At 40.8% G+C, this 14,854-nt stretch carries 13 protein-coding genes; 4 read left to right on the top strand and 9 right to left on the bottom strand.

What is annotated here, in order from left to right; translation table 11 throughout:
- Positions 1–532: 532 nt before the first annotated feature.
- From rlmN to FPQ10_RS04925, 6 genes are all read right to left on the bottom strand, one after another.
- Positions 533–1,618 (bottom strand): dual-specificity RNA methyltransferase RlmN, encoded by a 1,086-nt coding sequence (gene rlmN, locus FPQ10_RS04950; protein WP_144161189.1) that lies wholly within the window; start codon positions 1,616–1,618, stop codon positions 533–535.
- Between the two features lie 123 nt (positions 1,619–1,741).
- Positions 1,742–2,914 (bottom strand): TraB/GumN family protein, encoded by a 1,173-nt coding sequence (locus FPQ10_RS04945; RefSeq protein ID WP_144161186.1) that lies wholly within the window; start codon positions 2,912–2,914, stop codon positions 1,742–1,744.
- Between the two features lie 114 nt (positions 2,915–3,028).
- On the bottom strand, positions 3,029–4,306 hold the full coding sequence (locus FPQ10_RS04940) for a glucose-6-phosphate isomerase (protein ID WP_144161184.1): 1,278 nt from the start codon (positions 4,304–4,306) through the stop codon (positions 3,029–3,031).
- Between the two features lie 20 nt (positions 4,307–4,326).
- Positions 4,327–5,553: a TraB/GumN family protein gene (locus FPQ10_RS04935; protein WP_186278541.1), complete on the bottom strand. Its 1,227-nt coding sequence runs from the start codon at positions 5,551–5,553 to the stop codon at positions 4,327–4,329.
- Positions 5,554–5,589: 36 nt separating this feature from the next.
- On the bottom strand, positions 5,590–6,774 hold the full coding sequence (locus FPQ10_RS04930; protein WP_144161179.1) for an acetyl-CoA C-acetyltransferase: 1,185 nt from the start codon (positions 6,772–6,774) through the stop codon (positions 5,590–5,592).
- 113 nt (positions 6,775–6,887) lie between these two features.
- Positions 6,888–7,244 (bottom strand): YuzC family spore coat inner layer protein, encoded by a 357-nt coding sequence (locus FPQ10_RS04925; RefSeq protein ID WP_144161175.1) that lies wholly within the window; start codon positions 7,242–7,244, stop codon positions 6,888–6,890.
- A 431-nt stretch (positions 7,245–7,675) separates the two neighbouring features.
- Between FPQ10_RS04925 and cshA the strand changes: the two genes are divergently transcribed.
- From cshA to FPQ10_RS04910, 3 genes are all read left to right on the top strand, one after another.
- Complete coding sequence (gene cshA / locus FPQ10_RS04920; RefSeq protein WP_144161172.1) at positions 7,676–9,175, top strand: degradosome RNA helicase CshA; 1,500 nt, start codon at positions 7,676–7,678, stop codon at positions 9,173–9,175.
- Positions 9,176–9,295: 120 nt separating this feature from the next.
- Positions 9,296–9,847, top strand: coding sequence for an RNA polymerase sigma factor (locus FPQ10_RS04915; RefSeq protein WP_255439710.1), 552 nt, complete (start codon positions 9,296–9,298; stop codon positions 9,845–9,847).
- Positions 9,837–10,766, top strand: coding sequence for a hypothetical protein (locus tag FPQ10_RS04910; RefSeq protein ID WP_144161170.1), 930 nt, complete (start codon positions 9,837–9,839; stop codon positions 10,764–10,766). Before FPQ10_RS04915 ends, FPQ10_RS04910 begins: the two co-directional genes overlap by 11 nt.
- Positions 10,767–10,816: 50 nt before the next feature.
- Here FPQ10_RS04910 and FPQ10_RS12940 read toward each other — a convergent pair whose 3' ends face one another.
- From FPQ10_RS12940 to FPQ10_RS04900, 3 genes are all read right to left on the bottom strand, one after another.
- Complete coding sequence (locus FPQ10_RS12940) at positions 10,817–10,972, bottom strand: hypothetical protein (RefSeq protein WP_186278540.1); 156 nt, start codon at positions 10,970–10,972, stop codon at positions 10,817–10,819.
- 42 nt (positions 10,973–11,014) lie between these two features.
- The gene (locus tag FPQ10_RS04905) at positions 11,015–12,262 is read right to left on the bottom strand and encodes a hypothetical protein (protein ID WP_144161167.1); all 1,248 of its coding nucleotides are present in this window, start codon (positions 12,260–12,262) and stop codon (positions 11,015–11,017) included.
- A gap of 91 nt (positions 12,263–12,353) precedes the next feature.
- Positions 12,354–14,015 (bottom strand): M20/M25/M40 family metallo-hydrolase, encoded by a 1,662-nt coding sequence (locus tag FPQ10_RS04900; RefSeq protein ID WP_144161164.1) that lies wholly within the window; start codon positions 14,013–14,015, stop codon positions 12,354–12,356.
- A gap of 131 nt (positions 14,016–14,146) precedes the next feature.
- Between FPQ10_RS04900 and FPQ10_RS04895 the strand changes: the two genes are divergently transcribed.
- Complete coding sequence (locus FPQ10_RS04895; RefSeq protein WP_144161160.1) at positions 14,147–14,629, top strand: GNAT family N-acetyltransferase; 483 nt, start codon at positions 14,147–14,149, stop codon at positions 14,627–14,629.
- Positions 14,630–14,854 lie beyond the last annotated feature (225 nt).

Genomic DNA, 14,854 nt, shown 5'->3' with positions numbered 1-14,854 from the left:
GCGCCCATCGGAATTTTAGAGGAAAATGATTAGCATGATTTATATATATGAGCCCAATTCCAGGAAATATGTGCCCAACCTGGCAAGATATGCCGCCTAATGCTGTGTATATGCGACCGGCCTGGCGAGATATGAGCCCGTGAGCAGGATATATGCACCCACTTTTGATTTTTATGCGCCCATCGGAATTTTAGAGGAAAATGATTAGCATGATTTATATATATGAGCCCAATTCCAGGAAATATGTGCCCATCCTGGCGAGATATGCTCCTAATGTTGTGTATATGCGACCGGCCTGGCGAGATATGGGACCGTGAGCAGGATATATGCACCCACTTTTGATTTTTATGTGCCCAACGGAATTTTGGAAGGACCTTTTCACTCTTTTTTGCACCATTCAGGCGTTTAGAAGTAGACTACTACAAAATCAAAAGCCGATGTGCGTCGTTGTAATGTAACACTCAGCAATGTTCATCGAATCGACGTATAATATAAAAAAACAGCTGATTGCTCAGCTGTTTTCCTTCAATCATTATACCGTTTCTTTTTTCTTCCGTGCTTTTTCTTTTTTGATTTGCTTGCTTCGTAATTGTCCACATGCTGCATCAATGTCTGTTCCCTGTTCAACTCGTACACCGCATTGGATTCCATTTTCGAGTAAAATTTCATAAAACTTAAGAATGTTTTCTTTACGGCTTCGTTCGTATTGATTATGCTCTTCAACCGGGTTGTATGGAATCAAGTTAACATAGGACAGATGCTTTTTATCCTTCAGCAGTTTGACTAGTTGTCTTGCTTCTTCAGGATGATCATTCACATCGTGCAGTAAAATATATTCAAATGTGATACGTCGATTCGTTTTTTCTAAATAATAATCGATGGCTGGCATTAATTTTTCAAGCGGATACGCTTTATTGATTTTCATGATACGTGTACGCAATTCATTGTTTGGTGCGTGAATGGATAGCGCCAAGTTGACTTGAGATTGCTCATCAGCGAATTGATAAATTTTATCCGCTAAACCACTCGTTGAAACGGTGATGTGACGAGCTCCTATGGATAGACCTTTTTGGTCGTTCACGATATTTAAGAACTTCATCGTGTTGTCATAGTTATCAAACGGTTCACCGATTCCCATCACAACGATATGGCTAACCCGCTCATCCTTTTGTTGCTGATCAAGATGATGTTGTACATTCATAATTTGCTCAACAATTTCACCGCTCGTTAGATCGCGATTTTTTCGAAGCAGTCCACTGGCACAAAAAGAACAACCAATATTACAGCCGACTTGTGTCGTTACACAAACCGATAATCCATAGTTGAAACGCATTAAAACCGTTTCGATATGGTTTCCATCAGGGAGTTCAAATAGAAATTTGATGGTTCCGTCCTTGGACTCCTGCTTGATCACTTGTTCCAATGCTTGTACCTCGAAATTTTCTTCAAGCAGTTCAATGCATTCTTTATTCACATTTTTCATATCTTCAAAACGTTTAATTCGTTTCTTATATAGCCAGTCCCACACTTGGGATGCACGAAAACGTTTTTCACCATTCTCAACTAACCAATCTTGCAAATCATTATATGTCAAACCATAAATAGATGGTTTTTGCATGCTTACCCTCTTTTCGAATTTGCTTATTTCCTTTGTCAATACTACTGAATGTTGCGCGAATAATCAACTCATAACAAACAAAAAATCCCTGGAAACCAACACGGATCACCAGGAATTTTTCCATTATGAAAGTAGATTATCAAAGAAAACACGTAAGACATCAGCGCCACCGATAAATGTTCCGATTGAGCTACCGATGTTTGCCAACACGACAATCAACAAAATACGTGTGACTTTATTGTCCCAAAATCCTTTTACGGAAAGCACATCATCCGGTAGGGTCTCAAAATCTGACACATGCGGCTTCCGGATCAACGCTTGGACAATGCCCGCAAACCAACCCGCTGCCAATAACGGGTTCAATGAGCTGAATGGTGCCGCCAAAAATGCAGTCAATACCGTCAGTGGGTGCCCTAAAGCGATGGCTGCACCTAAAGCAGATAATCCACCGTTCCATAGGATCCAACTAATGGTTTGTTGCCAACCGGCTGATGGATTCATATAAAATGTGTAGGCGATCACGGATAAAATAATGATCGGAATCGACCAACCGATAATCTTTGGCACTTTCGACTTTTTCGGAACCTCAGAAAGTTGCTTCAAATCATTTTCTTGATGGATCTCTTTTGTAATCCCAGGAACATGTGCTGCACCTAATACAGCAACCACTTTATCACCTGGGGCTGTTTTGATCTTTTGAGCCAAATATTGATCGCGTTCATCAATTAATGGTGTCTTTAAACGTGGAAACTCTCTCGTAAACTCCTCCATGACGGAATTCAACATGTCTTGGGATTTCATTTTTTCCAGTTCTTCTTCGGAAATCTCTTCTTTATTAAAAATACTGTAAAAGATACTCATCATTAACTTTGCGCGTCCTGAAAGACCAATATTCCGCCAAATACGCGAAAAGGTCGTTTGGATATTCCGATCGGCGAGTACAAGCTCGGCTCCGGTTTCATTGGCTGATTCAATCCCTTGAATCATTTCCTGGCCTGGCTGGATTCCAAATTGCTTAGCAACGCGATTTTGAAATGATGAAATCATCATGTTCATTAATAACAGTGTCGCTTTCTTTTCCTTGACGACTTTAAAAATGTCCATGTTTTGCCACTTGTTTTTATCTTTCACGGATTCATAGCGCTGTGCGTCTAACTCGACACAAACAGAGTCCGGTTGCTCCGCTTCGATTACTTCTTTCACTTGTAGAGCGCTTTGTTTCGAGACATGTGCTGTACCTATGAGGATGATCTCTTTCCCGTCTAACTCTATGCGCGTTATATTTTCTTCTGACATAAGCGACTTCCTTTAAATAAAATTTCAAATAACCTCTTCATTTTACCACAAAAGAGCCCGTCCCTAGAAAGGAATGGGGCTCTTTTTTAAAAATACTTTTGATTTCCTGTAAGCTTATACGTAACCTGGTTTCCCAAGCAATTCAAAGATTTTCGTTTTATAATCTTCAACACCCGGCTGGTCAAACGGATTAACATCCAATAAATAACCGGAATACGCACATGCGAGCATGTAAAAATAAAGCAAATGACCAATGTGGTGAACGTCTAATTTTTTCATGCGTAAACCAATTTGTGGAACGTCTCCCGCAAGATGCGCCTCAGAAACACCTTGATAAGCCTTTTCATTAAACTCATGTAAGCTGCGTCCTGCCAAGTAGTTGAGTTGATCTGCATTATTCTCTTTTTCAGCAATCGTCAAATCTTGATCGACTTCATCAAACACGATAAAGGATTCAAATAGGTTTCTTTCGCCATCTTGAATATATTGTCCCAATGAATGCAAGTCCGTCGTATAAGAAACGGATACAGGGAAAATTCCTTTTCCTTGCTTGCCTTCACTTTCTCCGAATAATTGCTTCCACCATTCTTGAACGTAATTCATCTTCGGTTCAAAGGTTGCTTGTACTTCCGTCTTGTATCCTTCCTGGTAAAGAGCATGACGGATCGCGGCATAACGAATTGCTGGGTTTTGGTCAACATCGAACGACTTGTATGCTTGTTCCGCTTCTTTCGCACCAGCAATCAATTCATCAATTGAAAATCCTGCACTGGCGATCGGTAATAAGCCGACCGCTGTAAATACGGAATACCGTCCACCGATATCGTCTGGAACGACAAAGCGGTCGTAGCCTTTTTCTTTTGCGACTTCGAGCAAAGCACCTTTCTTTTCATCCGTTGTGACATAAATTCGCGAAGCCGCTTCATCGCCATATCGTTCTTCCATATATTGCTGAAGAAAACGAAAGGCAATCGCTGGCTCTGTCGTTGTACCTGATTTCGAGATGACATTAACCGCAACTTCTTTACCCTCGATGTATGCCAAAAGTTCTTTTAAGTACGCACCGCTTACTTGATGGCCCGCAAAAAGAACTTCGAAATCATTGTTGTTGGAAAAATACGGAGACAAGGCTTCAATCACTGCTTTTGCTCCTAGATAAGAACCGCCGATTCCGATGACAACAAGCACATCTGCTTGCTTACGGATCGTGTCGGCGGTTTCGTTCATTCTCGTCAAAAATGGTTCACTCAGTTGGCTTGGCCAATCCAGCCAACCGAGAAATTCCGACCCTGTACCTTTTTTATCATATAAATTGGCATGAATTTGTTGTAAAGATTCTTTGCGTTCATTGATGATCTGTTGTTCATCACCTGAATAAGTCAGCTGAATCATCTTATTCCCTCCGACTGCTTTTAATGAATATGTTCGACCTCATAACCTTCTTCTTCCAATATGGAGATGACATGAGGTTCTAGAGTCAAATGTAAACTTCCGACAATGACAAAGTAGGTTTGGTCTTCTCCTGATTCGAGAAACTTGGTGATTTCCTCTGCCATTCCGTAGTTTCGGTTATCATTCAATGCTTCCATGTAAGCTTCTTCCTCCACACTCATGGCAGCATCTGTTTCAAATAAAACATCCAATAAGTCATCGACATTTCCCGATTTATAAATATCAATTAACTGCTGCAAGTCTTGCTCATATGTGTTGATATCAATCAGTGACTCTTCCAACATTTGCACTTGATAGTCCATCGACAAATCCGCAAAGATCCCGAGCTGGTCTCTCGGTGTTTCCAAAGCGATGATTTCTTTGTCGTCCGCCTGCGCTTTCGATAAGAAATACATATCGACACCTTCAGTAAATCCAAGTTCTTGTACCATCAATTGGGAGACCATGTTTGATACGAGCCATGGTTTATACGTATCGATGACACCCATTGGAAAGCCTCTGTCCATGAAAAACGTTTCTACTTCTTGATAAGTCTCTTCAGGAAGATGGTCTTCTAGATTTGTTTCATCTTGGTATGTTCCCAACTCCATTTGTAGTTTGTTCATTTCAGCCATTTCAACATTAAACAAATCAATCTCCGGCACGACGACATCGGATTCTACATAAGCTTGTTCGATTTTTTCGTGCATCGGGAAAAGGTCCGGTACACCTAAATGGACTGTTCCTTGAAGGTAAATCGTTGTATCACCATTCTCGACCTTCCATAAAAATCCGCCCGGTCCATCAGGCAAACCGACTTGTTCTTTTTCAAAAGCTACTTCAATACCGCTCTCTTCCAATTCTGTGATTGCTGCTTCTTCCAGCGGATTACCGGTCAACTCAACAGCTACCAATTCCAGCATCGTTGTTAACGGCTCAACATCGGTAATCTCATTGTCGGTTAAATTGATTTCTTCGATTGATTCGAGTGCTTCAATGCCATCTAAATCTTCAATCGCTTTTCCAGACAAATTCAATGTTTCTAAATCACGTACATCAGATAAATACAATTCTCCATCCGTTTGATCCACTTCAGCACGGATTGCTTCTTCCAGTTGCTGATCAGGAAAATCCACTTCTGTTTCCGATTGGCAGGCAACAAGCATGAGTGAAGTTAATAGGAAGAGTATTGGCTGCAAAATTTTCACGTACATTCTCCTTCATTCATTGCTTAAGGTAATTTTTTATTGAACGTTTTCTATAACTACAGCAATTCCTTGGCCGCCGCCAATACACAGGCTTGCAACGCCATAACGCTTATTTTGTCTCTTCAATTCATAAGCCAAGCTCAATACCAAGCGTGTTCCACTGACACCTACTGGATGCCCAAGCGCAATCGCTCCTCCATTGACATTGGTTTTTGCGCGATCCAATCCAAGTTCTTTTTCAACGGCTAAATATTGAGCAGCAAATGCTTCGTTCACTTCAATTAAATCCATGTCATCCAAGCTCATATCAGCACGCTTTAACGCTTGCTTGATTGCAGGTACCGGGCCGATTCCCATAATCGTCGGGTCTACTCCTGCAATACCCCACGAAACGATTTTTGCCATTGGTTGCAATTGATGTTTTTCCACAGCTGATTCAGAAGCAACGATGACAGAAGCCGCCCCATCATTAATGCCGCTTGCGTTTCCAGCTGTTACCGTGCCATCTTTTTTAAAGGATGGTCTAAGCTGGGCCATTTTCTCTGTCGTCGCATCCGCCTTAATATGTTCATCTTGTTCAAAAACAATCGAGCCTCTTTTCGTTTTCACTTCATAAGGAACGATTTCTTCAGAAAAGCGTCCTGACTCTCTCGCTGCGTCAGCTCTTTGCTGGCTCTCCAATGCGAAAGCATCCTGTTCTTCACGAGAAATATCATACTGTTCCGCAAGCTTTTCGGCAGTCAAGCCCATGCCGCTTCCAGCATATTCATCTGTTAACGTACTCAACAACATGTCTTCGAACTTGAGCGCACCCATTTTTTGACCGCCGAATCGCTGTTCGAAATTCGCGAAAGGAGCCATTGACATATTCTCTGCTCCTCCAGCTAAAGCAATTTCACCATCACCGACCATCAGAGACTGCATTGCTGAAATAATGGATTGAGCGCCTGATCCACACAAGCGGTTTAACGTTAATGCCGGAACCTCTTGTGGAATGCCTGCTTTCAAGCCGATATGTCTTGCCAAATAGGCCGCATTGGTATGGGAATGAATGACGTTTCCATAAACAATATGATCAATGTGCTCTTCTTTTACTTTCGACCGCTTCAACGCTTCGTTTGCCGTAACAGCACCCAAGTCGTCCGCTTGCTCGGATTTCAATGAACCACCAAATGTTCCAAAAGCCGTACGTGCACCATCAACCAAATAAATTTGTTTCATAATATCCCCCTTAGTATGTAAAATTATCCTACTTCCTATCATACCTTATTTATGAATGAATTTCTGCTCATAAAAAAATCCCCCTGTGACATTCACAGCGAGATTTTCTATTGCTATTCCCATATATATTGTAATGTCAGTCTTCCTCGAACTCCTTCTTCCTTGGCGTTTAGTTCCACTTCTAATTCCGTCGGCGTGTACTTCACCGAGCAAGAAGAAAATTCGAGTGATTGACTCAACAAGGAAACGACCGTATCATGTGCATTTTCTTGAGCAGCTCCCATGATCGCACGCGCATGGGACTCCGAATCAGCAATTGACGTCGCTAATCGTCCAGCATCTTCAAGTAATTGAATCATTTGGGAGGCCGAAGACTGGAATGCATGCGGCTGGACTTCAGGATATTGATAATCCGAATGTTCTTGCCTTAAAACCGGTGTCCAGTACGTAGGGTTTCCATAGATAACCACGCTAATCGACCTCCTTTTTCTAATGCTATTTTATGCGAATTGCTTATACGTGTTACTTACTTTTACGAAATCGATCCCATACAAATAAGTGGTGAACGATTGTTAAGATAATAAGCAACGTATTTAGACTGATAATACAATCCAATTTTCTTTTCACGGAATTCATTATGAACACCCTCCATTCTTTTTATTAAAATTGTGCCCGACATGATCCAATATTAAGCATCGCAATGTGAAGTACGAACAAATCCTTTTAATTGACTTTCCATCACTTGCCAGGTTATACTTAGACGTCTGATAGGTTCTTAACAACAACGATTGGATAGTTACAGCTGAAAATGGAAGTAACACTTTTTCGCCTAATTCAGCATGTGCTATTTTTTTATGGAGATAATAGATATTAGGCATTTTACATTATAGGAGGAAAAAGTTTGAAAACATTTAACGAATTAAACATTGAAGCAAGTGTTTTGAAGTCGCTTGCCGAAATGGGATTTGAGTCAGCTACGCCAATTCAGGAGCAAGCAATCCCAACCGCGTTAGCCGGTAAAGACATGATCGGACAAGCGCAAACAGGTACGGGTAAAACGACTGCTTTCGGGGTGCCGATGATTCAAAATATTGACCCAAGCAACCGTTCTATTCAAGGAATTGTCATTGCCCCAACACGTGAATTAGCGATTCAAGTGGCTGAGGAGTTAAACCGGATTGGACAGCATAAAAATGTGCATACCGTTCCAGTTTACGGAGGACAAGATATTCAACGACAGATACGCGCGTTGAAACGACGTCCACAATTAGTTGCAGCAACACCTGGCCGCTTATTGGATCACATTCGTCGCAAAACCATTCGTTTGGATGGCATCCGTACAGCTGTATTGGACGAAGCAGATGAAATGTTGAATATGGGTTTCATTGAAGATATCGAAGCGATTTTAGCAGAAATTAAACAAGAACACCAAACATTGCTTTTCTCGGCAACAATGCCGAAACGGATTCAGAATCTTGCAGAAAGATTCATGAATGAACCAGAAATGATCCGTGTAAAAGCAAAACAACTCACCGTCGATCATATCGATCAGTTTTACTTCGTTGTCAAAGAGAACGCAAAATTCGATGCGCTATGTAGATTATTAGATACGGAGTCACCGGATTTAGCAATCATCTTCGGCCGGACGAAAAAACGTGTCGATGAATTGACTAGTGGTTTACTGAAGCGTGGTTATTCTGCAGAAGGAATCCACGGTGACATTCAACAGTCTAAACGTGAAAAAGTCATTTCACGCTTTAAAGAACAAACAACAGAAATCCTTGTCGCTACCGACGTCGCAGCGCGTGGTCTTGATATTACTGGAGTTACACATGTGTATAACTTCGATTTGCCTCAAGATCCAGAAAGCTATGTACACCGTATCGGTCGTACAGGTCGGGCAGGGAAAAAAGGTCAAGCCTACTCTTTTGCAACACCTAGAGAGATTGACCACTTGCGATCCATTGAAAAATTGATCAAACGGAAAATCGAAGAAAAAGCAATTCCTTCGTATTCCGATGTCGTCGAAGGACTTCAGGAAACGGCAGTAGAAGACCTTCTGCAAACGATTTGGACAGATGAAAGCAAAAAATATCATCGTTCCGCTGAAGAAATCTTATCTAAAGAAGATGCAGTGGACGTTGTCGCAGCAGCGATTAAATTATTAACGAAAGAGCCAAATCAAGCACCGGTTAAACTAACCGCAGTAGAGCCGATCCGTGCCAAGAAATCATACGGCGGCAATCGCGGCAACAGCTACCGAGGAAACCGTGGTGGCGGCCGAGGCAGAGGAAACCAAGGACGTAATGACCGACGCGGCGGTAATAATAATCGCGGTGGCAGTGGCGGCGGCCAAGGTCGCGGCAGAACTTCTAAAAATCAACGAAAATTTACTCGCTAAACATCGAAAGTGCTGACATCTGTCGGCACTTTTTTTATTGTTGGGTAAATGACCATTCTGAATTAAAAATGAAACTTATGATTAATAATGACAGTCTTATAAGCGAGAGGGGGACAGAACGTGGATGAGATTCAAGAGAAAAAGTTGATTCGCCAAGCATTGGAAGGAAATGACCTAGCATTCCGCGACCTAATTGAAGCTTATTACAAAACCATTGAACGGTTCGCTAGGCAAATCGGCGTTCAAGAAGACGATTTGGCGGATGTTACCCAAGAAGTTTTCATTAAAGTCTATCGATTTTTAAGTAAATACTCACGTGGGAAATTCTCAACATGGCTTTATAGCATCACACTGAATGTCTCGAAAGACCTCTTTAAAAAACAAAAGCGCGAGTCGGAAAAACGCAAAAAATTCTCGGAACTGCCATCGATCGAATCGTATGTGGAAAACCATTTTCTTTCTGAGAATGAGCAACTATTACACAACACCATTCAACAAATGGAAGATAAATACCGAATACCTATTGTTTTGTTCTACTTTCACGATCAATCGATTAACGAAATAGCAGCCATCACGAAAACAAAGGAAGCAACGATCAAAACCCACTTAAAGAGAGGTAAAGAAAGACTCAAGGAAGCATTGAAGGAAGGAGGTTACATTGATGAAGGATAAATCTCTTGAGCATCATATGGAACGGTTGAACGATAAATACAAACAAGCAGCAAGCAAGTCCTCAACAAAAGAGATCTTTCAAGCGGTTATGCAAGAGAACGACCGACGAAAGAAACGAACACTTCTCCCTGTCATCGCTGCCTCAATCGTCGCTCTACTCGCCGGAGGAATTTTCTTTAGCTCCTTGTTTTTCTCAGATGAAGCAGGTCCTAACGAGCTACAAGAAGTAAGTACGCCAGGTGATCTGGATGAAGACAAGGAAACGCCAAACGAAGACAATAACCAATCGCTTGAACCGAGTGAAGAAGATAATGGTCAATCAGAGGACGAATCACCTAAGGAATCCGATGAAACGGACACGACTGCAGACGAACAAAACACCGAAGATGATGCTGAAGAAACATCCGAAATTCAGCCGTATCAAAATCGAGAAGATACGATTACTGAAACGGTTTATCCAGAAGGCATGAAAGAGCAAATTACCATGCGATTGACGATCAATGAAAAGTTAGGCTATTCTTCTTACGTGCACCAGCCGATGATCCATCAAAGTGAACAAGAAAACGGCAAACCGGTTGATTACTTCTATCCTGATTTCGGAGAATCGGATGAAATTCAGTATGAGGATGCGTTTATCCGTGTCGAGAAATTTGAAGGTTTGACGATTGACCAGGTAGTTGAAGAGCGGGAACAAAGCATTTTCAATCAAGGATTTGAAGAAAAGGATATACACGAACAAATCGGCATGTCATCATTTCATGCGATGTATATAAACGGAGATTTGACGAGGTATGTAACAATTGTTGAAGATGGCAATGATGTGTATGCCATTGACTCGCAGTTGTTTGGCGCTATGGGAGACGGTTCATTCCCATGGATCATCGATCAATTTATTCAGAAAATGCAATTCAGTGAATAATAAAGTCCCCAGCTTAAGAAGAAAGCTGGGGAATTTTTATCGATACTAATTTATTTTTTCGTCATTTTCTTATCTAAGTTATCAAATACTTGATTCGCCACATCTTTTTTCTCTTTACTTTTCACCGCGTCCGCTTCCAACTCCTGTCGCTCTTCTGATGAAAGTGAGAAGAACTTTTTGTCATTCCTCTGTTGTTCCTTTGGCATTTGTTTTCTTCCTCTCTGAAGAATTTACTTAACCTTACACACCTACTCATTCAGTTCCTTATCAAAGTAACTTTTTCTTTTCACCCAAACAAACCCGTCACCTTTCGATATGACTGCTACGTCGATCGGCGGGCCAACTGATTCCGTAGCACGCGTTAATTTTCGCTTGAATGACGTTAAATTCATCAACGTTTCTGCCATATTGGCGAGTTCATCCTTTGGCAAAGATCGAACGATTCCCAACAGTGGTTGTAAGTAGTTTCTTCTTTGGTAATCGTCTAACGTATCTTTGATGGAGTGATATAGTTCATTACCCATTTCTTTCAAGTTACTAACCTGTTTTTTGTCCAAATCAATCCCTAAATGATGTTGAATCTTTTCTGGATACTCAGATAATACACGGTCAATGATCCCAAACATCGTTTCTTCCATGTGTGGCTCAATGCCAACCATAAAAGAATCGACCATTTCGCGTTGCGCAAAAGCCTCAATGACTGCTGTCCCATCATGTTTGTTTTGACGATAATCAATTTTCCGCTCTTTCAATAACTTGTATTTCAACTTGCCTAAAACAAATCCTTCCAATCGATAATTCAATAAATGAGGAAAGATTTCTTCTTCCCCATAACCAGCGATAACGAAGCCTGTGCTTCCACGACTGAAGAAATCATTCTTCACGCTTTCAAATGCAAGGCGACATAGTTTTTTGGAAAATGTTTTGGACGTTTCAAAGTCGATGTATTCTTCTTTAATTTCTTGAATAGTATCAAAAAAAGCAGATTCAAATGCTTTATAGTCCATATCCAATATTGCTTCTTCCGTTAAAAAGTCCTTTGTCTGCTGATCGACTTCTTCTTCAAGTAGCTTTCTCGCCTTCTGTTCACCACTCGCTTCATCGCCCTCTTCTTCCATTTCCGTCTCGACGCGTCGAATCATTTGCTTGAGTAAATCCGAAAAGGTTCGATAAACAATAATATCTTCAAGTTCTTCGTTTTTAAACCGCATATCTTGACGTAAAAAGTCCATGAAATCATCGAAATAATCTTGTACATTATTGAATCGTTTATTACCTAAATAGTCCCGATACGATTTAATAATGACTTCCCATGGAATCTCCATAAAAGAAGCAGAGCCATAAACCATAAACCCAATCGGATGCTCCTTTGATAATGGAAATAGCTTGTTTGCAGAATTATAAACCTTTGGCACACCGTCAAAGCCACTTGTAATAGCACTGTCGGCAGCCATAGACATTCCATGTTTATTCATAATTGATACTTCGGCTGTCATGATTGTCCCACCCTTATTACGTACTACTATTATGCATATCACTTGTGGTGACAATTCAAACCGAACTGACGTTAATTGTTGTCGAAGTACCTCACTCGTTTGGTTGGTTCAATATATTCAAAATCACTTCATTCGTTAAATTCGGAACGATTTCCATAGAATATTTTATTTCGAGTCGTTCCAATTTCGCGTGTGCATCCATCCCGTAAGGCCCAATATTGATGACCGGTACATTTAAATCACGAATGTCTTGATAGTCGACAAAATGCTTCTCACCCCAGCTTGGGTTATTGTTCTGTACAGCTTCGATTCCTTCCAAGTCATCACTCATTGCCAAAAAACTCATATCTGAAATATACGGAAAGAAGTTTTTTGTGACAATTGGATGTTTATAATGCGGCTGAATTTTTTCAACTGCTTCATCTAAAGCAGACAAAAGGACTCGCTCATCTTCCGTTTTCCCACTCATTTCGATTCGAGGCGAATAGAGAGATGAATAAAATAAAATCATGGCAGGCGATTTATCATCCATCCACTTCCATGCTTCTTCAACAACACGCGCTGCATACATGCGGGTATCCAAGTCTGGGTCGACTGCCAGTTCCTCCTTGAATTCATGCATATGATTGATAAACGGATCTCCATGTAACGCAATGAGCTGATGCTCCATTTCCTCATACGTCATCACACGCGTTTTCCAAGGTAGCTCTCGATAAGGATGGCCACTGATCTCGCAAAAAAGTCGGTACCTTTGTTCATATAATTCGAGTGCATTTCCAAAAGCAATCTTTGCATGCTCTTTTAATTTCTCCAAGACGTCTTTCGGTGACCACGAATGAATAAAAAAGTTGTAATACACATAAGCAGACAGAGCCGTCTGAACCGTATAACTTGGCTTTAAATCGGTCTGTTTGAGGGATACCGGCGGAATCGTCGTCTCACCAAGCGCTTCATTACTGAGCTCTGGATTATATTCAATTTGCCGCGTTAATTCAGCTGCTAAGAAATTCGGATCCAACCCATCAAAAGCAGCACCGACATGGCTTTCATGACCCGTAATAAAAAATGACGGTAGGAGTTTTCCGACAGTTCCTTTATATACATAACGATTTTCGTCACCTTCATATAACGAAGAGACAAAGTCAGCATTTATGGCAGCGACATATTCAAATTGTTGTTCCTTCTTCCAACGCTTTAACGTTTTCAAACTTGATAGAATCCCGTTCGAACCGTCTTCCTCATCACATTCCGATACAAAAACTAAATTCCCCTCCAATTGGTCTGGGTGCATCGAATAATAACGCATTAGATAAAGGTGACTGGCTAATCCACTCTTCATATCAAGCGCTCCCCGGCCAAACAACCATTCACCGGACGTAAGATGTTCTTGGGCTGGAGACGGTAAATCTTGCTCCCCGAATGCCTCCATCAATTCGTTTGGAAGAAACGCAAGTTCTTTCAGTTGGTTGAAATCGTCTACACCGACAGTATCCATATGACCAAACAAGATAACTGTCCGATCACTCTTCTTTTTCGTTCCTTTAACAAAACAAAGCACATTATATCTTTCTCTATGGTCAATGATCGTTTGTTCCAGCATGACTTGGTCAGGATTTTTTTCGAAATAATCAAAGGATGAAATCAGCTCATAAAGGGAGCGAGCGATCACTTTTTCACCAGCTGTATTAACGATGCTTTCCATACTTACCAAACGCTTTGTCAATGACAAAACTTCCTCTCGCGTATCAAACACATGAATCCCCCACAATCATTGATTTTCTTTAGTATATGAAAGATTGTTCTGAAAAGAAAGAACCGTTTATTTCTTTTTTCATTTGTATTTTGTATACTAACGATTAACTCGTTTAACTTGGAGGGATCGACATGGCTACCATTCGTTTAATGGAAGAGAAAGATATACCAAGCGTCCAGCATGTTGCACATATGAGCTGGCATGATACATATGAAGGGATTATTCCAAAGAAGGTTCGGAATGTTTTTTTAGAAAAGGCCTACAGTAGACCGATGCTAGAGAAGAAGTTAGAGAACGGTATAATCTTCGTGGCCATTCATGAGGATATTGTCAACGGCTACGCTCACTTTACGCCTGTAGATGAAAACGGAGATTCATTACTGGCAGCAATCTACCTTCTCCCTACTGTTCAAAATAAAGGATTAGGAAGTATGCTATTGGAAGAGGGAATCAAACAACTCGAAGGTCTCCAAACAATTACACTTGAAGTCGAAGAAGAAAATGAGGCTGCAAAACATTTTTATAAAAGAAAAGAATTTATTGAAGTAGAAAGGTATGTTGAACAATTTTTTGACTATGACTTGCACACGATTCGGATGAAAAAATATTTATAAACATACTCGTTCGTCAGCAATGCAGTGCATACAAACAATCCCGGTAATATACTCTAATTTCGGCGAAGTGAAATTTTGTATATTACCAGGGTTATTGTCGTACCTCAAACGTTCAGATAAATTTAAATCGAGGTTCGTTTTTTATGTGGATCATTTTTGCTGAAGCAAAAATGTACCTTTGATTTTTTCCACCCATCTTCGCTCGGCAAGCCGCTGAAAAATGTT

Origin of the sequence: Allobacillus sp. SKP2-8 (assembly GCF_007559355.1) — a bacterium.
Lineage (GTDB): Bacteria > Bacillota > Bacilli > Bacillales > Alkalibacillaceae > Allobacillus > Allobacillus halotolerans.
The sequence above is the reverse complement of the archived record's forward strand: the minus strand, read 5'-3'. Positions and strand labels throughout refer to the sequence as shown.

Excerpts from the sequence above, each read along its gene's own strand:
- FPQ10_RS04905 (WP_144161167.1), bottom strand. The coding sequence starts at position 12,262 with ATGACAGCCGAAGTATCAATTATGAATAAACATGGAATGTCTATGGCT.
- FPQ10_RS04910 (WP_144161170.1), top strand. The coding sequence starts at position 9,837 with ATGAAGGATAAATCTCTTGAGCATCATATGGAACGGTTGAACGATAAA.
- FPQ10_RS04895 (WP_144161160.1), top strand. The coding sequence starts at position 14,147 with ATGGCTACCATTCGTTTAATGGAAGAGAAAGATATACCAAGCGTCCAG.
- FPQ10_RS04930 (WP_144161179.1), bottom strand. The coding sequence starts at position 6,774 with ATGAAACAAATTTATTTGGTTGATGGTGCACGTACGGCTTTTGGAACA.
- FPQ10_RS04940 (WP_144161184.1), bottom strand. The coding sequence starts at position 4,306 with ATGATTCAGCTGACTTATTCAGGTGATGAACAACAGATCATCAATGAA.
- rlmN (WP_144161189.1), bottom strand. The coding sequence starts at position 1,618 with ATGCAAAAACCATCTATTTATGGTTTGACATATAATGATTTGCAAGAT.
- FPQ10_RS04945 (WP_144161186.1), bottom strand. The coding sequence starts at position 2,914 with ATGTCAGAAGAAAATATAACGCGCATAGAGTTAGACGGGAAAGAGATC.
- FPQ10_RS12940 (WP_186278540.1), bottom strand. The coding sequence starts at position 10,972 with ATGCCAAAGGAACAACAGAGGAATGACAAAAAGTTCTTCTCACTTTCA.